At 69.7% G+C, this 23,212-nt stretch carries 27 protein-coding genes; 12 read left to right on the forward strand and 15 right to left on the reverse strand.

From position 1 onward, the window contains the following. Positions 1-4: 4 nt before the first annotated feature. The 8 genes from QSK35_RS16605 to rimP all read right to left on the reverse strand — a co-directional run bounded on the left by QSK35_RS16605 (position 5) and on the right by rimP (position 8,098). Entirely contained in the window at positions 5-1,168 is a 1,164-nt protein-coding gene (locus QSK35_RS16605; RefSeq protein ID WP_285747020.1) for an ROK family transcriptional regulator, read from the reverse strand. Beyond that, positions 1,165-2,142, reverse strand: a complete 978-nt coding sequence (locus tag QSK35_RS16610) for a DHH family phosphoesterase (protein ID WP_285747022.1) — start codon at positions 2,140-2,142, stop codon at positions 1,165-1,167. The genes QSK35_RS16605 and QSK35_RS16610 overlap by 4 nt, the downstream gene beginning before the upstream one ends. A 57-nt stretch (positions 2,143-2,199) precedes the next feature. After that, positions 2,200-2,652: a 30S ribosome-binding factor RbfA gene (rbfA, locus tag QSK35_RS16615; protein ID WP_285747024.1), complete on the reverse strand. Its 453-nt coding sequence runs from the start codon at positions 2,650-2,652 to the stop codon at positions 2,200-2,202. Positions 2,653-2,665: 13 nt separating this feature from the next. Continuing rightward, on the reverse strand, positions 2,666-2,962 hold the full coding sequence (locus QSK35_RS16620) for a DUF503 domain-containing protein (protein WP_285747025.1): 297 nt from the start codon (positions 2,960-2,962) through the stop codon (positions 2,666-2,668). A 63-nt stretch (positions 2,963-3,025) separates the two neighbouring features. Beyond that, positions 3,026-6,130, reverse strand: coding sequence for a translation initiation factor IF-2 (gene infB, locus QSK35_RS16625; RefSeq protein WP_285747027.1), 3,105 nt, complete (start codon positions 6,128-6,130; stop codon positions 3,026-3,028). A gap of 87 nt (positions 6,131-6,217) precedes the next feature. Continuing rightward, positions 6,218-6,487: a YlxR family protein gene (locus QSK35_RS16630; RefSeq protein ID WP_502881665.1), complete on the reverse strand. Its 270-nt coding sequence runs from the start codon at positions 6,485-6,487 to the stop codon at positions 6,218-6,220. Positions 6,488-6,584: 97 nt separating this feature from the next. Further along, positions 6,585-7,586, reverse strand: coding sequence for a transcription termination factor NusA (nusA, locus tag QSK35_RS16635; protein WP_285747029.1), 1,002 nt, complete (start codon positions 7,584-7,586; stop codon positions 6,585-6,587). Next, complete coding sequence (rimP, locus tag QSK35_RS16640) at positions 7,583-8,098, reverse strand: ribosome maturation factor RimP (protein ID WP_285747030.1); 516 nt, start codon at positions 8,096-8,098, stop codon at positions 7,583-7,585. The genes nusA and rimP overlap by 4 nt, the downstream gene beginning before the upstream one ends. Before the next feature lie 128 nt (positions 8,099-8,226). On the opposite strand from rimP, the gene QSK35_RS16645 reads away from it, so the two are divergent. After that, positions 8,227-8,673, forward strand: a complete 447-nt coding sequence (locus QSK35_RS16645; protein WP_285747032.1) for a hypothetical protein — start codon at positions 8,227-8,229, stop codon at positions 8,671-8,673. Continuing rightward, complete coding sequence (locus tag QSK35_RS16650) at positions 8,670-9,110, forward strand: ferritin-like domain-containing protein (protein ID WP_285747034.1); 441 nt, start codon at positions 8,670-8,672, stop codon at positions 9,108-9,110. Before QSK35_RS16645 ends, QSK35_RS16650 begins: the two co-directional genes overlap by 4 nt. Here the strand turns inward: QSK35_RS16650 and QSK35_RS16655 are convergent. The 4 genes from QSK35_RS16655 to QSK35_RS16670 are packed head-to-tail and all read right to left on the reverse strand — an operon-like array spanning position 9,102 to position 12,104. Further along, entirely contained in the window at positions 9,102-9,815 is a 714-nt protein-coding gene (locus QSK35_RS16655; protein WP_285747036.1) for a hypothetical protein, read from the reverse strand. The genes QSK35_RS16650 and QSK35_RS16655 overlap by 9 nt on opposite strands. Before the next feature lie 55 nt (positions 9,816-9,870). Next, positions 9,871-10,899 (reverse strand): aminotransferase class V-fold PLP-dependent enzyme, encoded by a 1,029-nt coding sequence (locus QSK35_RS16660; protein ID WP_285747038.1) that lies wholly within the window; start codon positions 10,897-10,899, stop codon positions 9,871-9,873. Continuing rightward, positions 10,838-11,299, reverse strand: coding sequence for a DUF4442 domain-containing protein (locus QSK35_RS16665; protein ID WP_285747039.1), 462 nt, complete (start codon positions 11,297-11,299; stop codon positions 10,838-10,840). Before QSK35_RS16665 ends, QSK35_RS16660 begins: the two co-directional genes overlap by 62 nt. 25 nt (positions 11,300-11,324) lie before the next feature. Beyond that, a complete protein-coding gene (locus QSK35_RS16670) occupies positions 11,325-12,104 on the reverse strand; it encodes an SDR family NAD(P)-dependent oxidoreductase (RefSeq protein ID WP_352244001.1) in 780 nt (259 codons plus the stop codon). Here QSK35_RS16670 and QSK35_RS16675 point away from each other — a divergent pair. Both QSK35_RS16675 and QSK35_RS16680 read left to right on the forward strand, forming a co-directional pair. After that, positions 12,097-12,654: a sugar O-acetyltransferase gene (locus QSK35_RS16675; RefSeq protein WP_285747615.1), complete on the forward strand. Its 558-nt coding sequence runs from the start codon at positions 12,097-12,099 to the stop codon at positions 12,652-12,654. The two genes, QSK35_RS16670 and QSK35_RS16675, sit on opposite strands and share 8 nt — an antisense overlap. After that, positions 12,651-13,058, forward strand: coding sequence for a YjbQ family protein (locus tag QSK35_RS16680; protein WP_285747043.1), 408 nt, complete (start codon positions 12,651-12,653; stop codon positions 13,056-13,058). The genes QSK35_RS16675 and QSK35_RS16680 overlap by 4 nt, the downstream gene beginning before the upstream one ends. On the opposite strand, the gene QSK35_RS16685 is transcribed toward QSK35_RS16680, so the two are convergent. After that, positions 12,954-13,934, reverse strand: coding sequence for a YhgE/Pip domain-containing protein (locus QSK35_RS16685; RefSeq protein ID WP_285747044.1), 981 nt, complete (start codon positions 13,932-13,934; stop codon positions 12,954-12,956). The two genes, QSK35_RS16680 and QSK35_RS16685, sit on opposite strands and share 105 nt — an antisense overlap. A 113-nt stretch (positions 13,935-14,047) precedes the next feature. Here QSK35_RS16685 and QSK35_RS16690 point away from each other — a divergent pair, with 113 nt between their 5' ends. The 3 genes from QSK35_RS16690 to QSK35_RS16700 all read left to right on the forward strand — a co-directional run bounded on the left by QSK35_RS16690 (position 14,048) and on the right by QSK35_RS16700 (position 16,285). Continuing rightward, entirely contained in the window at positions 14,048-15,001 is a 954-nt protein-coding gene (locus QSK35_RS16690; protein WP_285747046.1) for a DUF8017 domain-containing protein, read from the forward strand. Continuing rightward, on the forward strand, positions 14,998-15,681 hold the full coding sequence (locus QSK35_RS16695) for an HAD family hydrolase (RefSeq protein ID WP_285747048.1): 684 nt from the start codon (positions 14,998-15,000) through the stop codon (positions 15,679-15,681). Before QSK35_RS16690 ends, QSK35_RS16695 begins: the two co-directional genes overlap by 4 nt. A gap of 82 nt (positions 15,682-15,763) precedes the next feature. Continuing rightward, the gene (locus QSK35_RS16700; RefSeq protein ID WP_285747050.1) at positions 15,764-16,285 is read left to right on the forward strand and encodes a hypothetical protein; all 522 of its coding nucleotides are present in this window, start codon (positions 15,764-15,766) and stop codon (positions 16,283-16,285) included. Between the two features lies 1 nt (position 16,286). On the opposite strand, the gene QSK35_RS16705 is transcribed toward QSK35_RS16700, so the two are convergent. Next, positions 16,287-18,032 (reverse strand): proline--tRNA ligase, encoded by a 1,746-nt coding sequence (locus QSK35_RS16705; RefSeq protein WP_285747051.1) that lies wholly within the window; start codon positions 18,030-18,032, stop codon positions 16,287-16,289. Positions 18,033-18,156: 124 nt separating this feature from the next. Here QSK35_RS16705 and QSK35_RS16710 point away from each other — a divergent pair, with 124 nt between their 5' ends. Then, positions 18,157-18,513 (forward strand): VOC family protein, encoded by a 357-nt coding sequence (locus QSK35_RS16710; RefSeq protein WP_285747053.1) that lies wholly within the window; start codon positions 18,157-18,159, stop codon positions 18,511-18,513. Between the two features lie 489 nt (positions 18,514-19,002). On the opposite strand, the gene QSK35_RS16715 is transcribed toward QSK35_RS16710, so the two are convergent. Continuing rightward, positions 19,003-19,974, reverse strand: a complete 972-nt coding sequence (locus tag QSK35_RS16715) for a GNAT family N-acetyltransferase (protein ID WP_285747055.1) — start codon at positions 19,972-19,974, stop codon at positions 19,003-19,005. Between the two features lie 65 nt (positions 19,975-20,039). Here QSK35_RS16715 and QSK35_RS16720 point away from each other — a divergent pair, with 65 nt between their 5' ends. The 4 genes from QSK35_RS16720 to QSK35_RS16735 all read left to right on the forward strand — a co-directional run bounded on the left by QSK35_RS16720 (position 20,040) and on the right by QSK35_RS16735 (position 23,070). Beyond that, complete coding sequence (locus QSK35_RS16720) at positions 20,040-20,792, forward strand: SAM-dependent methyltransferase (protein WP_285747058.1); 753 nt, start codon at positions 20,040-20,042, stop codon at positions 20,790-20,792. Between the two features lie 46 nt (positions 20,793-20,838). Continuing rightward, positions 20,839-21,201: a DoxX family protein gene (locus tag QSK35_RS16725; protein ID WP_285747060.1), complete on the forward strand. Its 363-nt coding sequence runs from the start codon at positions 20,839-20,841 to the stop codon at positions 21,199-21,201. An 11-nt stretch (positions 21,202-21,212) separates the two neighbouring features. Beyond that, positions 21,213-21,941 (forward strand): peroxide stress protein YaaA, encoded by a 729-nt coding sequence (yaaA, locus tag QSK35_RS16730; RefSeq protein ID WP_285747062.1) that lies wholly within the window; start codon positions 21,213-21,215, stop codon positions 21,939-21,941. Positions 21,942-22,119: 178 nt separating this feature from the next. After that, positions 22,120-23,070 (forward strand): serine protein kinase RIO, encoded by a 951-nt coding sequence (locus tag QSK35_RS16735; protein WP_285747064.1) that lies wholly within the window; start codon positions 22,120-22,122, stop codon positions 23,068-23,070. Positions 23,071-23,212: the final 142 nt, after the last annotated feature.

Here is a 23,212-nt window from a genome sequence, read left to right on the forward strand (position 1 = left end):
AGGATCAAGACTGGACAATGTGGCTCCGGAACGGCGCGGCCGTGGCCGGCATCCCGAACACCTGCTCCCGCGCCACCGCGAGCGCCGAGTGCAACGCACCCGACTTCACCGGGTGCGCGGTCACCTGCGCGAGCTGCACGGGCGTCCGCGGCACGACGAGCTCACGCAGCTCGGCCGACACCAGCTCGCACAACGCCTCACCGCCGGCCTGCGCCAGCGCGCCGGACAGCAGCACCAGTTCGGGGTCCAGCACACACACGACGTTCGCCAGCCCGATCGCGATCCGGTGCGCGAGGCTCTTGAGGAACTCCCGCCCCTCGGTGCCCGCCTCCAACGCGTGCCGCACGGCCTCCAGCCCGGTCGGAGCGGAGATCCCGTGGTCGGCGGCGAGCGCGACGATCGCGTCCGAGTCCACCTGGTCGCCGTACCGCCCGCCGGGCACCTGCATCGAGTCGACCTCACCGGCACCGCCCGTGACGCCGCGCAGCAGCACACCGTTGACGACGACCGCGGACCCGATCTCGTCCGCGGGCCAGAACAGCACGAAGTTCCGCACGTCCTTGGCACGCCCGGTGCTCATCTCCTCGAGCGCGGCGAGGTTGATGTCGTTCTCGACGCTCACCGACGTCCCGAAGAGCTCGCGCAGCCGGCCGGGCAGGTCGACCCCGTCGAGACCCGGCAGGTGTGGCGCGAACCCGAGGTGCCCGGTGGCCGGGTCGACGGCGCCGGGCGTGCCGATCACGACGTGGCTGAGCGCGTCCAGCTCCAGCCCGGCGAGTCCGGCGGCCTTGGCGAGCACGTCGCGCAACGCGGTGAGCGTGTCCTTCTTCGGCATCGGCGCGCTGTGCTCGGCGAGCAGGGCACCGGTGATGTCCGCGATGGCCACGTCGATCAGGTCGGGCGTGAGCTCCACGGCGGCGACGTGCCCCACTCCCCCGTTGACCGCCCACATCTGCGCCCGCGGACCGCGCCCGCCGCCGCGCAACCCGGTGCGCACGACCCAGCCGTCCTCTTCGAGCCGCGCCAGCAACTGCGCCGTCGCGGGCTTGGACAGCCCGATGACCTCTTCCAGCTCCGACCGCGTCATCGGCCCGGTCCGCAACAACGTCTCGATCGCGGCCCGGTCGTTGATCTCCCGCAGCAGCCGCGGGCTCCCTGTGCGTGTCATGACTCCAGCGCTTCTTTCAGCTCGGCCAGCAGCCGCTCGGCAGTCCCTTCGAAGGTGAACCCGGCCGCCAGCCGGTGCCCGCCACCTCCGAGGCGCTGCGCCACCCGCCGCACGTCCACTTCGGACACCGCGCGCAGTGACACCGACCAGTACTGCGGCCGCAGTTCCTTGAACACCGCGGCCACCTCGGCTTCTTCCGCGGACCGCACGATGTCGACGACGCTCTCGACCTCTTCGCTGCGCAGCCCCTGGGCATCGTCCACAGTGACCGTCGCGTGCACGAGCCCCAGCCCCTTGGCCGCGTTCCGGTCGAGCTCCGCGCGCCCGAGGACGTGCGACAGCATCTTGAGGTAGCCGAACGGATGCTCGTCCATCAACGGCCTGGTGACGCCCTCGGCGTCCACCCCGGCCTCCAGCAAGCGCGCGGCGATGCGGTGCACCTCGGGCCCCGCGTTCCGGAATCCCCGCGTGTCCGTGACGATCCCGGCGTACAGGCACCGGGCCACCGGCTCGTCGATCTCGGCCTTCATCTCGTCCAGCACGCGCAGCGCGACGAGCGCGGTAGCTTCCGCCCGGTCGTCGATCACGTGCACCGTGCCGTACCTCGTGTTCGACACGTGGTGGTCGATGACGACGGCGCCCTTCTTGGCCTTCGGCACGCGATCCGCGAGCTTCCCGAGCCGCTGCAGACTTCCGGTGTCCATCACGACGACGAGTTCCGCCTCGTCGGGCACCTCGTCCGGCCGCACCAGCAGGCCGGCCACGTCCAGCGACAACAACGACTCGGGCACCACGTCCGGCTCCGCGAACGACACCCGCACGCGCGCGCCGCGGCGGTGCAGCACGAGGCCGACCGCCAGCGCACTGCCGAGCGTGTCCGCGTCGGGGTTGATATGCGAAAGCAGCGTCACATCGCGGGCCTCGGCCAGCAGGCGCGCCGCCTCCACCAGGGCAGTACTCAGGTCGTCAGCCACACGGGAGACGTTAACCGTTCAACGAGTCGCCGTGCCGCAGGCCACCCGCAAAGTGTGTCAGTCCTCGTCGTCCGAGTCCTCGCGCGGCGCCTTGTACGGGTCGGACTCCCCCGCGTGCCGGGCACCCGAAGCCAGCCGCGCCACCTCGGCATCCGCGGCCTGAGCCCGAGCCAGCAGCTCGTCCATCTTGCGCGCCACATCGGGCACGGTGTCCGTCACGAACGTCAGCGTCGGCGTGAACCGGACCCCGGTTTGCGCACCGACCATCGACCGCAGCACACCCTTGGCGGACTCGAGAGCCGCGGCGGCACCGGCGAAGTCGGGCTCGGTGTCGAGCTTCTCGCCGAGCACGGTGTAGTAGACGGTCGCGTCGTGCAGATCCCCGGTCACCTTGGTGTCGGTGATCGTCACCCGAGCCAGCCTCGGGTCCTTGACCTCATGTTCCAGCGCGGAAGCGACGATCTGCGAGATGCGCTTCGCGAGCTTGCGGGCGCGTGCCGTGTCGGCCACGAGCCTCCCCTTCCTAGTCGTCCTCCGGTCCCACCAGACGGTGACGAGCGGAGAGCAGTTCCAGTTCGGGCCTGCCTGCCACGAGTCGTTCACACGCGACAAGCAGTTCCCTGACATGCTCGGCGTCGGCGGCGACGGCCGCCACCCCGATCAACGCCCGGCGGTGCAGGTCGAGGTGACCCGCCTCCGAGACGGCGACCTCGAACCGCCGCCGCAGTTCGGCGACGATCGGGCGCACGACCGAGCGTTTCTCCTTCAACGAGTGGACATCGCCGAGCAGCAAGTCCAGCTCAAGAGCCCCCACGTACACGAGTTCCTCCAACGCAGGTGCGGGGCCGCCCGAGTGGGCAGCCCCGCATCAGCGAACAGACGATCAGCTACGCGGCTTCTCGCGCATCTCGTACGTCTCGATGACGTCCTCGAGCTTGAGGTCGCTGTAGTTGCCGAGCGTCAGACCACATTCGAAGCCCTCGCGGACCTCGGTGGCGTCGTCCTTGAACCGCTTGAGCGAGCTGACCGGGAGGTTCTCCGCGATCACCTTGCCGTCCCGGATCAGGCGGGCCTTCGCGTTGCGGCGAATCTCGCCCGACAGGACCATGCAACCCGCGATCGTGCCGACCTTGGAGGACTTGAAGACGTCCCGGATCTCGGCGCGGCCGAGCTGGACCTCCTCGTACTCCGGCTTGAGGAGACCCTTGAGGGCCGCCTCGATCTCGTCGATCGCCTGGTAGATGACCGTGTAGTACCGGACGTCCACGCCTTCGCGGTTCGCGAGCTCGGTCGCCTTGCCCTCGGCCCGGACGTTGAAGCCCAGGACGATGGCGGAACCGGCCACGGCGAGGTTGATGTCGCCTTCGGTGATGCCACCGACACCGCGGTGGATCACGCGCAGCTCGACGTCGTCGCCGACCTCGATCTTCATGAGCGCGTCCTCGAGGGCCTCGACGGTACCCGAGTTGTCACCCTTGATGATCAAGGTGAGCTGGCTGGTTTCCTTGAGCGCGGCGTCCAGGTCCTCGAGGCTGACGCGCTTGCGCTTCGCGGCGTTCTGCGCGTTGCGAGTGCGAGCCTGACGACGCTCGGCGATCTGCCGGGCGACCCGGTCCTCCTCGACGACGAGGAACGTGTCACCCGCCCGCGGCACCGAGGTCAGACCGATGACCTGCACCGGACGCGACGGGGTCGCGACGGTGACGTCGTCGCCGTGCTCGTCGACCATGCGGCGGACGCGACCGTACGCGTCACCCGCGACGATCGAGTCACCGACGCGCAGCGAACCGCGCTGGACGAGGACCGTGGCGACCGGACCGCGACCGCGGTCGAGGTGCGCCTCGATCGCGACACCCTGGGCCTCCATGTCCGGGTTGGCCCGGAGGTCCAGCGAGGCGTCGGCCGTCAACAGGATGGCCTCGAGCAGGCCGTCGATGTTGATGCCCTGCTTCGCCGAGATGTCGACGAACATCGTGTCGCCGCCGTACTCCTCGGCGACCAGGCCGTACTCCGTCAGCTGCTGACGGATCTTGGCCGGGTTGGCGCCTTCCTTGTCGATCTTGTTGACCGCGACCACGATCGGGGCCTCGGCGGCCTGGGCGTGGTTGATCGCCTCGACCGTCTGCGGCATCACGCCGTCGTCAGCGGCGACGACGATGACCGCGATGTCGGTCGAGTTCGCACCACGGGCACGCATGGCGGTGAACGCCTCGTGACCCGGGGTGTCGATGAAGGTGATCAGACGCGGGTTGCCTTCCAGCTCGGTCGGCACCTGGTAGGCACCGATGTGCTGGGTGATGCCACCCGCCTCGCCCTCGGCCACCTTCGCCTTGCGGATGGTGTCGAGGAGTCGCGTCTTACCGTGGTCGACGTGACCCATGACGGTCACGACCGGCGGACGGATCTGCAGGTCGTCCTCGTCACCGGCGTCCTCGCCGTAGGTGATGTCGAACGTCTCCAGCAGCTCGCGGTCCTCCTCCTCGGGGGACACGACCTGCACGACGTAGTTCATCTCCGAGCCGAGCAGCTCGAGGATCTCGTCCGACACGGACTGCGTCGCGGTGACCATCTCACCGAGGTGGAACAACACCTGCACCAGCGAGGCCGGGTTGGCGTTGATCTTGTCGGCGAAGTCGGTCAGCGAGGCGCCACGCGGCAGGCGGATCGTCTCGCCGCTGCCCTTGGGCAGGCGAACGCCACCGACCGACGGCGCCTGCATGTTGTCCATGTACTCCTGGCGCTTCTGCCGCTTGGACTTGCGTCCGCGACGCGCCGGACCACCCGGACGGCCGAAGGCACCAGCGGTACCGCCGCGACCGGCGCCACCACCGCCACCGGGACGACCGCGGAAGCCGCCGCCACCGCCACCGCCGGCAGGGGCGCCACCGCCACCGCCACCGGGACGGAAGCCACCGCCACCGCCGCCACCACCGCCGCCACCGCGGAAGCCGCCACCGCCGCCTCCGCCACCGGGACCGCCGGAACGGAAGCCGCCGCCGCCACCGCCGCCACCGGGACGACCGCCGCCACCGCCACCGGGACGGCCACCGCCGCCACCGGGGCCACGACCGCCACCGCCGCCGCCACCAGGGCCGGGACGGGGACCGGCCGGACGGCCGGGCATCATGCCGGGGTTCGGCCGAGGCGGCATGTTGCCGGGGTTCGGCCGCGGGCCGCCGGAACCGGCGGGACCCGGACGCGGGCCACGGGAGTCGCGGTCACCACCGGGACGCGGGCCCGACGGACGGGCGTCGCCGGGCTTGCCGGACGGACGGTCGTCACGCTCGGGACGCGGGCCCGGACGGGGGCCGGGACGCGGCGCGGGAGCGTTGCCGCCACCCACGCCGAAGGGGTTGTTGCCGGGCCGCGGCGGGCGCGGAGCAGCGGGCTTCGGGCCCTGCGGCTTCGGCGGCACCACGGAGGAGCCACCCGCCGACGCGGCCGGAGCCTGCGGCTGCTGGACCGGACGCGGACCGGGGCGCGGGCCACCGGGCTTCGGCGCGGACGCCGGAGCCTTGGCCGCCGGAGCGGCCGGTGCCTGCGCGGCGGGCGCGACCTCGGCCGGAGCCGGGGTAGCCGGCTTCGGCTCGGCCGGCTGCGCGACCGGTGCCGGAGCGGGCTTCGGAGCCGGTGCCGGCTTGGGCGCCGGCGGCTTCGGGCCCGGAACGGCCTTCGGGGCCGCCTTCGGCTCGGACTTGGTCTCGGTCTTCGGCTCCGCCTGAGGCTTGCTCTGGGGCGCGGCCGGAGCGGGAGCCGGGGCCTTCGCGGCGGGTGCCGCGGGCTTCGGCGCGGACGGCTTGGGAGCCGCCGGCTTCGGCTTGCCCTCGGTCTTGATGTAGGCGTCACGAAGCCGCCGGGCCACGGGGGCCTCGACGGTGGAGGACGCGGACTTCACGTATTCGCCTTGTTCGGCGAGCTTGTTGAGAACTTCCTTGCTCGTGACTCCGAGCTCTTTCGCGAGCTCGTGCACGCGGGCCTTGCCTGCCACTGCTCTCCTCGGTCGTGAGGCCGGCGGGCAAGTCCCGACGACCTCGTCCTAACGTCGCGCGTTCATGGCTTCAGCTTCACGGCTGACTCATGACGGGTCGACCTGCTTCCTTGGTTCGTGCTGGCCGCGGGGCTGTCCCGCGACCGTTTTCTCGTTCTGCTCCACGTGCTCGCGCAAAGAGGCGACGTCGAGCGTTTCCTGGACTCGCAAAGCCCTGGTGAACGCCCTCCGCCGCTCGGCGTTGCGCAGACATTCGAGATCAAAATGCAACCAAGCACCCCGACCAGGAAGCCGCTTGCGGACGTCCGGGACGACCATCCCGTCCACCGCGACCACGCGCAGCAGCTCAGAGTGCAACGCCCGAGCGCGGCATCCAATGCACGTGCGAACTGGGCCGATGTGCTGGGAGACCGATCCCCGACGTTGAACCACTGAGAATTCTATCCCCTGAAGCTCACTCAGCCGAACCGGATGTAACCGGCGACTCGGCATCACTGCGGATATCGATCCGCCAGCCCGTCAGACGGGCCGCGAGCCGGGCGTTCTGACCTTCCTTGCCGATCGCGAGCGACAGCTGGAAGTCGGGCACGATGACGCGGGCCGTCTTGGCCCGCTCGTCGAGCACCCGTACCGACACAACCTTCGCCGGCGACAGGGCATTCCCGACGAACGTCGCCGGGTCGTCGGAGAAGTCGATGATGTCGATCTTCTCGCCGGCGAGCTCGCTCATCACGTTCCGCACGCGCGCGCCCATCGGGCCGATGCACGCGCCCTTGGCGTTGACGCCCTGCACGGTCGACCGGACCGCGATCTTGGACCGGTGCCCGGCCTCACGCGCCACCGCGGGGATCTCGACGGTGCCGTCGGCGATCTCCGGGACCTCCAGCGCGAACAGCTTGCGCACGAGGTTCGGGTGCGTGCGGGACAGCGTGATCTGCGGTCCGCGCGCACCGCGTGACACGCCGACGACGTAGCACTTGATCCGCTCGCCGTGGTTGTAGGTCTCGCCGGGCACCTGCTCGGCGGGCGGCAGCACGCCTTCGGTGTCGCCGACCTGCACGACGACCATGCCGCGGGCGTTGGCACGCGCGTCGCGCTGCACGACACCGGCGATGATCTCGCCCTCCTTGGCGGAGAACTCACCGAAGGTGCGCTCGTGCTCGGCGTCGCGCAGCCGCTGCAGGATGACCTGACGCGCGGTGGTGGCGGCGATGCGGCCGAAGCCCTCGGGGGTGTCGTCCCACTCCTCGGCGACGACGCCGTCCGGGCCGATGTTCTGCGCGAGCACGCGCACCACACCGGTCTTCTTGTCGATCTCCACTCGCGAGTGCGCGTGGTGGCCTTCGGTGTGCTTGTAGGCGGTCAGCAGTGCTGACTCGATCGCTTCCAGCACGGTGTCGAAGGGGATGTCCTTGTCCCGCTCGATCGCCCTGAGCGCGGCGATGTCGACGTTCACCTCGGCCCCTCCTTCTTGGTGAGCCGAGCCAGTTCATCGACCGGCGGCTGCTTGAACTCGATCTCCATGACGGCGCGTTCGATGTGGCGGTACTCCACGCGCTTGATCTCACCCTGGTGGAGCAGTTCGACTCCCGTGTCGTCGCAGTCGCCGACGCGGCCGAACCACTCGACCTGCTCGGGCTGCTTGACCTTCACCAACCGCAGGTGCGCGCGCTTCCAGTGGCGCGGCTTGGTCAGCGGCCGGTCGACGCCGGGTGAGGTCACCTCGAGCGTGTAGGGGCCGTTGATCAGGTGGTCGTGCGCGTCGAGCGCGGCGGACACGACCCGGCTGGCCTCGGCCACCTCGTCCAGCCCGATCCCGTCCTCGCCGTCGACGACGACCTTCACCAGCCGGCGACGCCCAGCCTGGTTCACGTCGAGCGCGTCGAGGTCGAAGCCGACGGCCTCGAGCGCTTCGCGCACAACGGGTGCTAGCTGCGCGGCAAGCTCTCCGCGCGGCGGGCTGGACACGTGGTGACTCCCTACTGTTCGAACGCACGAAAATCCCGGCCGACGGTGTTTCGGCGGCCGTGGTCGCCCAGACTATCTCTTTTACCGTGCGTCCACTCGCCCGCAGGCGCCTGGCAAGATGGATCCACGTGATCTCCGATTCGGTCAGCAGACGGCGAGTGCTGCTCGCGGTGGCGGTGTCGCCACTCGCCGTTGCGTGCACCACACCGCCGCCCCCGCCCCCACCGGACCCGCTGGTGGAACTCGCGGCCGCGGCGCGCAACGACGCGGCGCTCGCATCGCTGGCCACCGGGATTCCCGCCGCCGCCGAGGTGGCGAAGAACCGCACCGAGCACGCCGAGCGCCTGCAGGCCGAGATCGACCGCGAACGCCCGCCGTCGACCGTGTCGTCGACGCCCACGCCCGCCCCGACCACCCCGCCGACGCCACCGGACCCGGTCGCCGCGCTGCGGGCCGCGCTGGACGACTCTCAGCGCAAGGCGGCGGCCCTGGTGCCCACGCTGCCCACGCACCGCGCCGGACTGGTCGGCTCGATCTCCGCGGGCTGTGCCTCGTTGCTGGAGGTTCTCGCGTGAGCCCCGAATCCGTCGCCGCCGTCCAGACCGCGCTGGGCACCGAGCACGCCGCGTTGTGGACGTACGGCCTGGTGAGCGCCTTCCTGGGGGCGCAGCAAGCCAACGCCGTCGCCGAGGGCTCCAACGCCCACCGCGCCCGGCGGGACACGACCGAGCGCTGGCTGCGGGACAACGGCGCCACGCCGCAGCCGCCCGCCCCCGCCTACCTGCCGCCGCAGCCGGTGTCGGACGGGCCGTCGTCGCTGGCCGCGCTGGTGGCCGTCGAGAACGACACGTGCGCCGCGTGGCGGGGCGTGCTGGAGCGTTCCGACGACCAGAACCTGCGCAAGGCGGCGTTGGACGCGCTCACCGCGGCAGCCGTCCGCGCAACCCGCTGGCGCAAGGCCGCCGGTACGACGCCCGCCTCGATCACGTTCCCCGGAGTGGCGTCAGGTTAGGTCGGCGGCCAGGCGGAGGGCGTCGAGGCTGACGCGCTTCATCTCGGCGTGGTGCGACGCCTTGTCGGATCCCTTGTTCGGACTGTCCGACTCGACGATCACGACCGTGCGCTCGCGCTGCTCGTTGGCGAACCCGCCGTTGTTCAGCCGGTCCAGTCCGGGGATCGAGACGGCCTTGTCCAGCAACAGGTCCGAGACGCTGCCGGTGCCGTCCTGCGACGTGATGTCCTTGAGCTTCGCGGCGTCCTCGGCCGACTTCATCCGCACGACGGACACCGACGAGTACACCGTCCGCCCGTCGGACAGCTTCGTCGTGTAGAGCGCCCGTGTCAGCTGCTGGCACGGCGTCTGGCCGAGGAACTCCTTGGTCTTGCCGTAGGAGTGCGCGGCGCAGTTGGTGTCGTGCAACGGTTGTGGGATTTCGGCGGCCTTGACGAAGGCGAACTTCCCCGCCGGCGCCGAGGATGTGGTCGGCGCGCCCGACGTGCCGCCACCGCCGGAGTTGACCAGCCACCACACGAGCCCGGACACGACCGCGACGGCCACCAGCACGAGCCCGCGCAACAACCACGGGTTGCGGCCGCGGGGCGGTGGCGGGGCGCTGCGCCGATCCATGATCGTCTGCAGCTTCTGCAGCTCGTCGGCCGGGTAGAGCGGGGCGGTGCCGTATGGCCGCGGCGGGAACATAGGGAGCTGCTGTGTCACCTCTTCAGGCGACTCACTGGGCTGCTGCACAAGTACCCACGGTAACGGACTCGGTTCAGGCCAGCGCTTCGAGCACTAGATCGACGTCTTCTGCCGTGTTGAACAGGTGAAACGCGAGCCGCAGCCGCCCCGCGCGCAAACTCGCCCTGGGCACCTCCCGCTTCGTTTCGAGCGACACGATCGCGGAGCCCTTTGGCGGCAAACCCAGTCCGGCCAACAGGGAATCGGCGAGCCCGACGCAGTGATCGCGAACTTCCTTCATGTCCAACGAGGCCAGCCACGGCAGCGTCACGGCCGCACCGGTGTGCGCGAACCACGTGGGTGAGAGGTCGAGCCGCCGGGCGTCCGGTGCCATCGGCAGCACCACGCCGTAGTTCTCGTTGGTGCTGAACCAGTTCGCGGCGACGGGCACGATGTCGTCCAGCCGGTCCGGGCGCACGGCGAGCCACGCGACACCGCGCGGTGCCATCAGCCACTTGTAGGCCACGCCGACGACGAAATCGGCCCACCCCAAGGACAACGGGTACCAGCCGAGCGCCTGCGAGACGTCCAGCAGCACCGGCACGCCGCACGCGCGCAGCCCGTCCAGGTCCGCGATGCGGCCGTCCGCGGACTGCACGACGCTCACCGCCACGAGGTCGTGACCATCCACAGCGGACACGAGTTCGGTGAGCGGCACCGCCGTGACATCGAAGCCCTGTGCCACAAAGGGAAGCGTCACGCTGGTGAAGTCCTCGGCCGCCACCAGCACCCGTGCGCCGGGACGCAACGTCGCGGCGATCGAGCCGATCAGCTGCGAGACCGTCGTTCCACATGCGACGGACTCGACCGGAACGCCGGCCAGAGCGGCGAAGCCCGCACGTGCCGTCGCGATGGCGGGTTCGAACGAGGACGGCCGGTCCTCGCCGCGCTGCCACCGCTCCAGCGCGTCGCGCACCGCGCTCACGGCGTCGACCGGCGGCACGCCGATCGACGCCGTGTTCAGGTAGCCGGGCGCGACGTCGAACCACTTGCCGAACGCCTCACGCGACGAGGGCGAGCGCCCGCTTCCGTCGTGCGTAGACCTGCTTGCGAACCCTGGCAACGACATCCCCCTCCAGCGACTTCACGTCCGTGTCGAACCAGACGAGCGCCTTCTCCCCGGACGCGGTCCGGTCGAGGACGTCCGCGATCACCTCATCGGTGAGCCGGAACTCCGCCTCCACGGTCCCCCGCCCCGGACTGACGAACTCGATCTCCCCCGCCTGGTCCCACACCATGTGTTCACGCCCGACGTTGCGCAACAACAGGATCGCCCAGAACGGATCGGTCATCGAGAACAGCGAGCCCCCGAAGTGCGTGCCGAAGGCGTTGCGGTTCCACGGCCGCAGCCGCATCCGCACCCGCGCGTACCGGTAGTCGGAAGAGATCTCCAGCACCCGGATCCCGGCGAACAGGAACGGCGGCCACAGGTTCATCCCGAAGCGCAGCATTCTGGCGTTCATAAATCAACAGTGTTACATAACACTGTTATCGCATGTGCACCAAGTTTCGTGAGATGCGTCGCGCCGCATCGGAACACAGGTAGGCGATGACCTCACCGACCTCGTCCGCCGAAGCCACGTCGAACTTGGCCCGCACCTCGTCGTTCACCCAGCCGGTGTCGGTGACCGGCGGATACAGCACGTTCGCGGTCACGCCGTAGGGCGCCAGCTCGTGCCCGGCGGCGAACGTGTACGACTGCAGCGCCGACTTGGCCGCACCGTAGGACACCTCGGACGGGAAGCCCTCGGGCCCGCCGGAGGTCAGCGACACGATCCGGCCCCACGTGCCGCCGCGCTCGATGTGCCGCCGGGCGAACTCGCCGATCAGCAACGCGGTCGCGCGCGCGTCGACGCCGAACTGTTTCTCGAAGGTCTCCGGCGAGATCTGCGCCATCGACCGGCCGAACTTGTCCGGCTGCGCGGGCAGGAACGTGTCCTGCACCCAGCTCGACGCGTTGTTGACCAGGATGTCGACCGCGCCGAACGCCTCCTCGGCGGAATCGAACACGATCTTCGGCGCATCGACGAGAGACAGGTCGATCTCGAACCAGTGCACGCCGTCGAGCGGTGGCGGCGCGGAAGCGCGGTCCGTGAAGTAGGCGTCGGGCAGGCTCGGGTCCGGCGGCGGCTGGTAGCGCAGGTAGGTGCCGAACACCTGGACGCCCTGCGCCGACAACGCCTTCGCGACCGCCAAACCAATCCCTTGGTTCGCCCCAGTGACTATCGCGGTATGGATCATGCGCCGATACTTGCACGTCATGGGCATCGAGCGCGATCGAATGATCTCCGGGGAGCCATACCTGGCGCTGTGCGACGAACTCGACCAGGACCGCCACCACGCGTGGCGAGCAATGGTCCGCTACAACGCGACGGGACCGGACGACGACGCCGAGCGGTTCGAGATCTTGAAAGGACTGTGCGCGTCGATCGGCGAAGGCACGGTTCTGTTGCCACGCCTGCAGATCGAGTACGGCTACAACACGCGCATCGGCGAGAACAGCTTCATGAACTACGACGGGATCATCCTCGACTGCGGCCCGGTGACGATCGGGAACCGCGTCCAGATGGGACCGCGGGTGCAGCTGCTGACCGCGTTGCACCCCGTCGAGGACCACGAGGCGCGGCACGCGGGCTGGGAGACGACGGCGCCGATCGTGATCGAGGACGGCGTGTGGTTCGGCGGTGGAGTGATCGTCTGTCCGGGCGTGACGATCGGGCGCAACAGCGTGGTCGGCGCGGGCAGCGTCGTCGTCCGCGACATTCCGGACCATGTCCTTGCGGTCGGCAATCCGGCCCGTATCGTGCGTGAACTGTGATCAGCGAGGAGATCGAGATCCGGACCGGGTCCGAGCAGACGGTGCACGACCTGACCGGCGAGTGCGAGCGGTTCCTGTCCCAGGTCGACGGCGACGGCCTGCTGCACGTGTGGGTTCCGCACGCGACGGCGGGCGTCGCGATCATCGAGACCGGCGCGGGCAGCGACCACGACCTGCTGAAGGCGTTGGAACACGTGCTGCCGCGCGACACGAACTGGCGGCACCGGCACGGGTCGCCCGGTCACGGCCGTGACCACGTGCTTCCCGCGCTGGTGCCGCCGTACGCGACGATCCCGGTGCTAGGCGGTGTGCTGGCGCTGGGGACGTGGCAGTCCGTGTGCCTGGTCGACACCAACGTCGACAACCCCGTCCGCAAGGTCCGGCTGAGCTTTCTTGCCGGGTAGCGCCAGCAGGATCACACCCGCGAGCGCGATGCCGCCGAACACCCACAGCTCGGTGCTGGTCACCGAGCCACCGAACAGCAGGCTGCGCAGCCCCTCGGTGGAGAAGCGGAACGGCGTCCACGACCACAGCGCCGCGCGGTAGGCCGGGTTGAGCAGCTCCGGCACCTGGCCGGCGACCGCGGGCGCCATCAGGTAGAGCGGCGCCAGCAGTGCCATCGCACGGATGCCCAGGAGCTTGAACAACCCTGCCTGCACCAGCGCGAACGCCGTGGCGACCAGCAGCAGGAAGCCGATGACGCCCGCGTCGAGCGTCAGACCGCTGTCCCACCACGTGATCAGGCCGGCCACCGAGCCGACACTCAGGATCGCCGCCGTGACCGCGGAGATCGAGCGGTACCTGCGCTTGTCGAACACGGTGAACAGCACGCCCGCGACGAGCCCGCCGATCCACAGCAGGGCGCTCGCGGCGAGCGGCACCGTGCGTGCGGCGGCCGACACCGCCGGTGCCTCCACCTTCACCGGTACGCCCGCACCCTGGGCGACTCCGGTCAGAACCTGTTGCGCGAACTGGGTTCCGGACGGGTTGACCTCAGCGGACAGCTTCACGGTGGCTCCGGCCGACGCGATCTCCAGGACGCCGTAGACCTCCTTGTCGTCCAGCAACCGCCGGGCGTCGTCGGAGCTCACGATCTTCCAGTCGATCTCACCGGTTGATGCGGCCTGGACTCTCTGGGCCACCTGCGGCGGTCCTACCAGAGCGAGCGGCACATGGTCGGGATGCACGGTGGCCTGGACGCCGAACGTCAGCACGCCGAGCACGAACGCCACCACCGCGCCGACGACGGCGGTGATCAGCGCGGCACGTGGTGCGGTCATGGCTTGTCTCCTCTACTTGTTCATCAGGTGTTGAAAAAGCTACGCCCGACACGCCGCTGAAGTCAACGCTGGATGAATTAAGACCTGTTACATCGAGCAGGTACGGTTTGCGCGTGACTTACCCAGGTGGCGGACAAGGCGGTTGGGGAGACCAGTCCGGCCAGTCCGGGTGGGGGCAGGGTGAATACGGTGACTACACCGACCGCTATCCCACGACCGGCGGCTTCCCCCAGCAGGGCTTCGGCGGCTCGTACGGCGGGCTCGGTGTGTTCTCGGGCGGCGACGAGCCCCCGAAGAAGGACAAGAAGAAGCTCTGGCTCGTGATCGGCGCCGTCGTTCTCGTGCTGCTCGTCGGTGGCGGCATCACGACGTTCCTGCTGCTCAACAACAAGTCCGAGGAACCACCGGTCGCACAGTCCACTTCGGAGACTCCGACGCCGACCTCCGCCACGCCGGAGGAGACCGAGACGTCCACCCCGCCGCCGAACGGCGACTGCAAGCCGCGCAAGGAAGGCATGACCTGCGTGGCCACGGCGCTGGGCTACAACTACGACGTCCCAAAGGGGTGGCAGGCGTCCGACGTGCGCTACCCGATCCCGAGCATGCCCGGCGCGACGATCACCGGTGTCGCCGAGTACGGCGCGTACAAGTGCGAAGGCAAGGAGTTCCACAAGGGCACCGACGGCGGTGTGCTGGTGGACAAGGGTGACATCAACAAGGTCGCGGCCGACCTGGCGAAGGCCGTCGCCACCGACTTCTACACGGGAGCCGCGAAACCCACCGTGACGGTCGGGGCGCCGAAGCCGGTGAAGTTCCCGCACAAGACCAAGGAAGGCAAGGACATCACGGTCGAGGGCGTCCAGGTCGACGCGACCGTGACCACGTCCGGCGACAAGTGCCTGGCCTCCAAGGGAATCGTGAAGGTCCTGCTGCTGGTCGGCACGACCAAGTTCCACGCGTTCATCGTGAACGGTGACCTCGAGGGTGGCGGTGGCGGCAGCAACCCGCCGCTGCCCAAGGAGCCGGAGCTGCAGGAAATGATCAACTCGCTCACGCCGACGTCATGAGAACCCTGGTCCTGTGGGACATCGACCGCACGCTGGTCGATCTGTCCCGCATGGGCGGTGACTGGTACCGCGAGGCGTTGCGTGCGGTGACGGGCCTCGACCTGGTCCGGTTACCCGCGTTCGGCGGTCGCACCGAACGCGCCATCACGATGGAGATCCTGACGTCCCATGGCATCGAGCCCACCGAGGAAGTCGTGGGCTCGCTGCACAAGTCGCTGATCGAGATCGCCACCCGTGAGTATCCCCAGGTGGCCGTGCACGGCCGGGCGTTGAGCGGTTCCGCGGAGGCGTTGTCCGCGCTGGCCTCGGTGTCCGGTGTGGTGCAGAGCGTCGTGACCGGCAACCTGGCGGAGATCGCCCGGCAGAAGCTGACGGCGTTCGACCTGCACACGTTCGTGGACTTCGAGATCGGCGGGTACGGCTCGCTCTCCGCGTTCCGGCCCGATCTCGTGACCGAGGCGCTGCGCCTCGCCACGGTGAAGCACGGCCGTGGCGCCGATTCCGTCGTCGTCATCGGCGACACCGAGCACGACGTGGAAGCCGCGCTGCACCACGGTTTCACCGCCGTCGCCGTCGCCACCGGCGGGTGCACGGCCGACCAGTTGCGGTCGGCCGGCGCCCACGTGGTCCTGGACGACCTCAGCGACACCGGCGCCGTGGTGCGCGCGGTGCTCCAGTGATCGCCTAGGCGGCCGGTCACTCGGTCGCCGGATGGATGCGAGCGCCGCACCGAGCCCATACTTCGGCCGGGGAGGTGGACTCGTGGCGAACATCCCGATGCGGCACCGAGCCAACCCGTTGTTCATCCTGGTCGGCCTGGTGCTGATCCTGGGCGGCATCGCGCTGACGGTCTACGGCGTCGCGTACATCTTCCGGATCATGAGCGGGTTCGACCCGTTCCGCGGAGACGGTCCGCCAGACCGGACCGCCGACGGCGCGACCATGGCGTTCTGGGGGATCATCGTCTTAACCATCGGCCGCTACTTCTGGCGTGGTGCCCGCAGGCGCGGCGCGCGCGACCGGTTCGGCCGCCTGCTGATCATCAGCGGTTACGCGGTGCTCGGCGTCGCGCTCGACCGTGGTGTGCACGCCGCGGTCGGCCTGTGGCACACCAGCTCCGCACAGTCCGCGCAGTCGGCCGCACTGAACGCCGTGATCACGTTCGCGATCTGGGCCGTCCCCGCGGCGATACTCGCGGGGATCGGCCTCAGACTCGCCAAGGAGGAAGCGCTCGCCCAGGCCGGCGTGACCGCCCGCACCTGGGAGAAACGGGTCGAGGGCTGATTCAGCCCTTGACCAGCTCCACGAGGTGCTGCACGACGGACTCGACGGCCACCTCGACCCGTTCGCCGGACTTGCGGTCCTTGACCTCGACCACGCCGTTCGCCAGCCCGCGGCCCACGACGACGATCGTGGGCACACCGATCAGCTCGGCGTCCGCGAACTTCACGCCGGGGCTGGCCTTGCGGTCGTCCAGCAGCACCCGCACGCCGGCCGCGTCGAGCTCGGCCGCGAGCTTCTCGCCGCCCGCAGTCAGCGTCTCGTCCTTGCCGGCGATGACGACATGCACGTCCGCGGGCGCCACGGCACGGGGCCAGATGAGGCCGCGGTCGTCGTGCGACTGCTCGGCGATCGCGGCCACCAGCCGGGACACGCCGATGCCGTAGGAACCCATGGTGATGCGGACCGGCTTCGAGTCCGGGCCGAGCGCGTCGAGCGCGAACGCGTCGGCGTACTTGCGGCCCAGCTGGAAGATGTGGCCGATCTCGATGCCGCGCGCGGCCTTCAGGACACCCTTGCCGTCCGGCGACGGGTCGCCCTCGCGCACGTCGGCGACGTCGATGACGCCGTCGGGCGTGAAGTCGCGGCCGGCGACGAGGTCGACGACGTGGTGGTCGGCCTTGTCCGCGCCGGTGACCCACGCGGTGCCGGTCACGATGCGCGGGTCGGCGAGGTAGGTGACGCCGTTCGCCTGCAGCGAAGCCGGGCCGATGTAGCCCTTGACCAGGAACGAGTTGCGGGCGAAGTCGACGTCCTCGAGCATCGCGACCTCAGCCGGTTCGAGCGCGGCCTCCAGGCGCTTGAAGTCGACCTCGCGGTCGCCGGGCAGCGCGATGGCCAGCAGCTGCCAGTCCTTCTCGCCGGGCTTGCGGGTCTTGACGAGGACGTTCTTCAACGTGTCGGCCGCGGTGAAGGTGCGGTCGGTGTTGGCGTTGAGGAAGTCGACCAGGGTTTCGATGGTGGGCGTGTTCGGCGTGTGGTGGACCTGCGCCTCGGGCTTGCCCTCGATGTCCTGGGCTTCCGGCACGGGCGTGCGCACGGCCTCGACGTTCGCCGCGTACCCGGACTCGGTGCTGCGGACGAACGTGTCCTCACCGGTCTCGGCGACGGCGAGGAACTCCTCCGATGCCGACCCGCCCATCGCTCCGGACGTGGCGGAGACGATCACGTACTCCATGCCGAGCCGGTCGAAGATCCGGATGTAGGCGTCGCGGTGATCCTGGTAGGACTTGCTGAGCCCCTCGTCGGTGAGGTCGAACGAGTACGAGTCCTTCATCAGGAACTCGCGCCCGCGCAGAATGCCCGCGCGGGGCCGCGCCTCATCGCGGTACTTGGTCTGGATCTGGTACAGCGTGACCGGGTAGTCCTTGTACGAGCTGTACTCGCCCTTCACGACGAGCGTGAACAGCTCCTCGTGCGTCGGGCCCAGCAGGTAGTCGGCGCCCTTGCGGTCCTTGAGGCGGAAGATGTTGGGGCCGTACTCCTCCCACCGGTTCGTCGCCTCGTAGGGCTCCTTCGGCAGCAGCGCGGGGAACTGGATCTCCTGCGCGCCGAAGGCGTCCATCTCCTCGCGGACGACGGTCTCGATGTTGCGCAGGACCTTGAGCCCCAACGGCAGCCAGGAGTAACCGCCCGGTGCGACGCGTCGGACGTAGCCGGCGCGGACCAGCAGCTTGTGGCTGGGTACCTCGGCGTCGGCCGGGTCCTCACGCAGGGTTCGCAGGAACAGCGACGACATCCTGGTGATCACGGTGAGTGCTCCTCGTTCACGGGCTGTTGGAGCAGCCTACTGGTTCCGCTCGGGGCGAACGTCCGGGCGTGCTCCGCTGTGCTCTCGTCAGAAATTGTCAGACCCCCTGAGTAGCGTCCCGACCATGCCTCTCACCATCGGAATGATCACGATCGACACGACCGACACCCGCAAGCTCGCCGACTTCTGGACGGCCGCGCTGCGCACGTCGGTGGCCCGGGATTACGAGGGGGAGTACCTCATCCTCGAGCCCACGGCGAAGGGCGCGGTGCAGGTCGCCATCCAGCGCGTGCCGGACCCGGTGCCCGGCAAGAACCGGCTGCACCTCGACCTGCTCGCGGAGGACCGCGAGGCCGAGGTCGCGCGGCTGCTCGAGTTAGGCGCGACCGAGGTCGCCACCCACACCATGGGCGACTTCACCTGGAACGTGCTCGCCGACCCGGACGGCAACCAGTTCTGCATCGCGGCGGCGGAGTCGTAGACCGCGGCTCTTCACCGACACCGCGCCCGGCGCCCACGCGCGCCGGGCACTCCCAAAGCCGGCCTCGCCAACCCACCGCCGAACCCGACCCAGCTCGCCCCAAGGCCGGCATGACGTCCCCGGACTCAACCCTGCGCGACCGCAGCCCGCCATCGATTCCCACAACCCACCGCCCCGACCAACCCCCTACTACCCGACACCCGCCCACATTCCAGACCGGCATCAAGCCCCCAGAGGCCTACCGGCGCACCTGTAGCCCACCGGCAACTCGCCCACTGTCACCGCCAACCCCGTCAACTCCCCCACCGCCGACTCCCCACCGCCGACTCCCCATCGTCACCGCCAACCCGTCAACTCCCCCACCGTCACCGCCAACCCCGCCATCCGACCAACACCCGACGCGCGGCCCGGGAAGCGGCATCAAGGCCCAGAAGCAACCCTCCCAGCCGCCGTCCGCGATCAGCCCCCGAACACCGACCCCACCCGCCATCAACCCGAAGACACCGGCAACCCGTAGTCCGACCAGTACCCGACCACGCGGTACCCGGCCCGCTCGTAAACCCCAAGCGCCGGCGTCGAGTTGGCGGAGTCGACCGACAACGCGGCCCGCTCGAACCCCGCATCCCTGCCCGCGGCCAGCGCACAGCTCAGGAGTGCCCCTGCCACTCCCCGACCGCGGTACGGGCGCAGCGTGCCCACGTCGGCGACCCACAACTCACGCACGCCGGAGGCGGCGTACTCGGCCTCGCTGTGCTGGCACAGCACGAAGCCGACGACGGCGCCACTGTCCTTGTCGACCATCAGGAAGGAGGTGCCCGCCACGAACGATTTCATGCCCGTGTAACGCTCCGCCCAGACCTCCGGGCTCGCGGCGGTGGTACCCCAGTGATCGGCGAAGGCGTCGTTGCGCGCGAGGCGAACCTCTTCGTCGCGGTCACGGGTGTACGGCACGATCGCGAGCCCCGCGTCGACCGGCTGCACAGGCACCGGCGCGTCGAGCGACACCTGCATGTCGTAGAACCGTCGGTCGTCGGTGAAGCCGAGTGCGGTCGCCAGTGCGCGGTGCCCCTCGTTCTTCTCCCTGACCAGCATCTGCACGACCAGCGGCAGATCTGCGTAGAACGAACGGTGCACGACGCGTGCGCAGGCGATGAGGCGCTGGACGAGTTCACCGCCGATACCGGTGCGGCGGTGACTCGGCCGGACGGCGCCTTCGAGGTGGCAGCGGTGCACATCCACGGCGTTGCCCCGGACGCGAACCAGGCCGTACCCGACGAGTTCGTCACCGTCGAGTACTCCGAGTGAGCCCTCGGGAAAGTCGAGGTCGGAGTCGGCGAACTCGAAGGCGACGTCGTCCTCGGACACGATGTGGCCGGTGCGGTCCACAGCCTCGACGGCTGCGCGCAACGCGGTGACTGCCGGGATGTCCGCCTTCGAGAGCGGGCGCCAGGTGAGTTCCACGCTCGTCGAAGCTACGCGCCGTAATTGCGTGGCTCGACCGAATAAGCACGGGCATGATCCACGCGATGACAAAACTGACGCCCTTGCACGAGGACCTGACGTTCCACGGACCGCTGTCCGAGGAACGGGCCGCCCGGCTCATCCGGTCACTCGGCTCGTTGAAGGACGCCCACGTCGTCGATGTCGGCTGCGGGTGGGCGGAACTGCTGCTGCGCATCCTCGAGGCCGATCCGTCGGCGACGGGTCACGGCGTCGACCGGGATGCGGAGGCGATCGCGCACGGCCGCGAGAACGCACGCGCTCGTGGGCTGGCGGACCGCGTCGAGCTCGAGGTCGCGGACGTGGCGGCGTGGTCGGGCGGGCCGGCGGATGTGCTGATCGTCAACGGCGCTTCGCAGGTCTGGGGCGGTGCGGAGACCGAGCACACGGCGAACGCCCTGCGCGCGGGGCGCGCGCTGTTGCGGCCCGGTGGCCGGTTGCTGCTCGGCGAGGGGTTCTGGGAGCGCGAGCCGACGGACGAGCAGCTCGCCGCCATGCCCATTCCCAGGGACCAGTACCGGGACCTGCCCGGCCTGGTCGACCTGGCGATGGCGCACGGGTACCGGCTGCTGTCCCTGTCGCAGGCGAGCCTGGACGAGTGGGACGAGTTCGAGTCCCAGCACTCGCTGGCTTGGGAGCACTGGCTGCTCGCCAACCCGGACTCGCCGGAGGCGGACAAGATCCGCGCGAAGGCCGACACGTTCCGCGGTTACCGGCTGCGTGGGTGGCGCGGCACGCTCGGTATGGCGTACCTGACGCTGGTGGTGAGTCACACCTGACGCCGCCATCTCGTCACCACTGCGGAGAGCAGAGAGGTGAACCGAGATGAATGTGGCGTTGTGGATCTGCCAGGGCGTGCTGGCGGCGGTCTTCCTGCTGTCCGGCACGCTGAAGTCCACCCAGTCGAAGGAACGGATGATCGCGACCGGCCAGACCGGCGTGGTGTTCTTCCCGCTCGGGGTGATCCGGGTGGTCGCCGCGCTGGAGCTCGCGGGTGCGCTGGGCCTGGTCCTGCCCGTGCTCACCGACACCGCCCCGGTGCTCACACCCGCGGCGGCGATGGGGCTTGCCATCGTGATGGTGGGTGCCGCGATCAGCCACAGCCGGTTGAAGGAGCCGAAGGCGGTGGCGGCGAACGTCGTGCTGTTCGCGCTGTGCGTTTTCGTGGTGGTCGGCCGACTGGCCTAAACTCCCGCTCCGTGCTGGTGCTGCTTCCCCCGTCGGAGACCAAGGCGATCGGCGGCGACCAGTCGCCGCTGGACCTGGACCGGCTGTCGTTCCCCGAGCTGAACCCGACGCGGGACAAGCTGGTGACCGCGCTCGTCGAGCTCGCGCGCGACGAGGCCGCCAGCATCAAGGCGCTGGAGATCTCCGCGAAGCAGACCGACGAGGTCCGGCGCAACGCCGAGCTGCGCACGTCGCCGGCGCTGCCCGCGCTCGCCCGCTACACCGGCGTGCTGTACGACGCGCTGGGCTTCGCCACCCTCACCGCGGCGGAACGTGCTCGCGCACAACAGAAACTCGCGGTGGCGTCGGCGTTGTTCGGCGTCGTGCGCGGCGCCGACCCGATCCCGGCCTACCGGCTGTCGGGCGGGAACACGTTGCCCGCCTTGGGATCGCTGCGCACGCTGTGGAAGCCCGTGCTGGAACCTGTTCTGGCGCAACGGGAGGACTTCGTCGTCGACCTGCGGTCCGGCGCGTACGCGAACCTCGCGAAGGTGCCGGGCGCGGCGCAGGTCCGCGTGCTCACCGAGGACGGCAAGGTCATCAGCCACTTCAACAAGGCGCACAAGGGCCTGCTCGCCAGGGCGATCGCGACCTCGCGCGCCGAGCCGGGCGACCTGAAGGGCCTGGTCAAGCTCGCGCAGAAGGCGGGCATCGACCTGCGGGCGACCGGGCCGCACGCGGCGGATCTGATCGTCCATTAATTCGGTTGCGGCCTGGAGATCACGACCGGCAAGCTGTGCGCAGAAGCGTGATGGGAACTGAGGAGGTGCGACATGTCTACGCCTGTCATGGACGTGGCACCGACCCGTCCACACGCCCCTGGCGCGTAGCAACGCAGCAGGTGGGGCGTTCACTCTTCAGCTCTTAGGAGACCCCACCGTGCGCGAGCACGATCTTTACCTCGACTACGAGGCTGCTTTCGACGACACCGACACCAAGCAGCGCAAGTCCAGGCGCAGCCGCAACGAAGAGACCGAGCCGACCCGGCGCGGCCGCATGACCGAACAGGAGAAGGCCAGGGTCGCCCGCGCCCGCGAGGACGCCGACGACGTGGAGCCGGACGGCGACCGCTGGTCCACCTGGGGCGATTCCGAGCACGGTCCGAAGCCGTACCCGAACTGGCTCGTCACCGAGCTGGCCGCGACGGACCGTGAGCTCGGCATCGTCAAGACCGGCAAGGAGGCGGACGTCTTCCTGCTGGAACGGGGCACGCCGGACCGGTCGTGCCTGCTGGCCGCCAAGCGGTACCGCAGCAACGACCATCGCATGTTCCACCGCGACGCCGGCTATCTCGAGGGACGACGCATGAAGGAGTCCCGCATGACCAGGGCGATCGCCAACCGCACCGCGTTCGGGCGCAACCTGATCGCGGAACAGTGGGCGGTCGCAGAGTTCGCCGCGCTCGGCCGGCTCTGGCAGCTCGGCGCCCCGGTGCCGTACCCGGTGCAGCGCAGCGGCACCGAGTTGCTGCTGGAGTTCATCGGCGACAACGAGGGCACCGCGGCACCGCGGCTGGCACAGACGCGACCGGACGAGGACGAGCTCCTCGACCTGTGGCGGCAGCTGGTGGCGGCGCTGATGATGCTCGCCGAGGCCGGGCTCACTCACGGCGACCTCTCGGCGTACAACCTGATGGTCCACGATGGCAGGCTGATCCTGATCGACCTGCCGCAGATCGTCGACATCGTCGCCAATCCGCGCGGCGTCGAGTTCCTGCACCGCGACGTCCAGAACGTCGCGGGCTGGTTCGCCGCGCGCGGGCTGCCACCCGAGATCGGCGACCCGGCGGCGCTCACCGAGACGCTGCTGGAGGTGGCCGGTCTGAACTGAACCGGAGTGGCCTTGCGCACAGCTGTGCGCAAGGCCACGTCCGGCAGCGGCATCGCCGCGAAAGGCCTATGCGTTGATCAGCTAGACTGTCCAGTGCACCGATGACGGATGAATCGCCGGTGCGTCACACCCACTCAACGGC

It is taken from the genome of Lentzea sp. NBRC 105346, assembly GCF_030269605.1.
Taxonomy (GTDB): Bacteria; Actinomycetota; Actinomycetes; order Mycobacteriales; family Pseudonocardiaceae; genus Lentzea.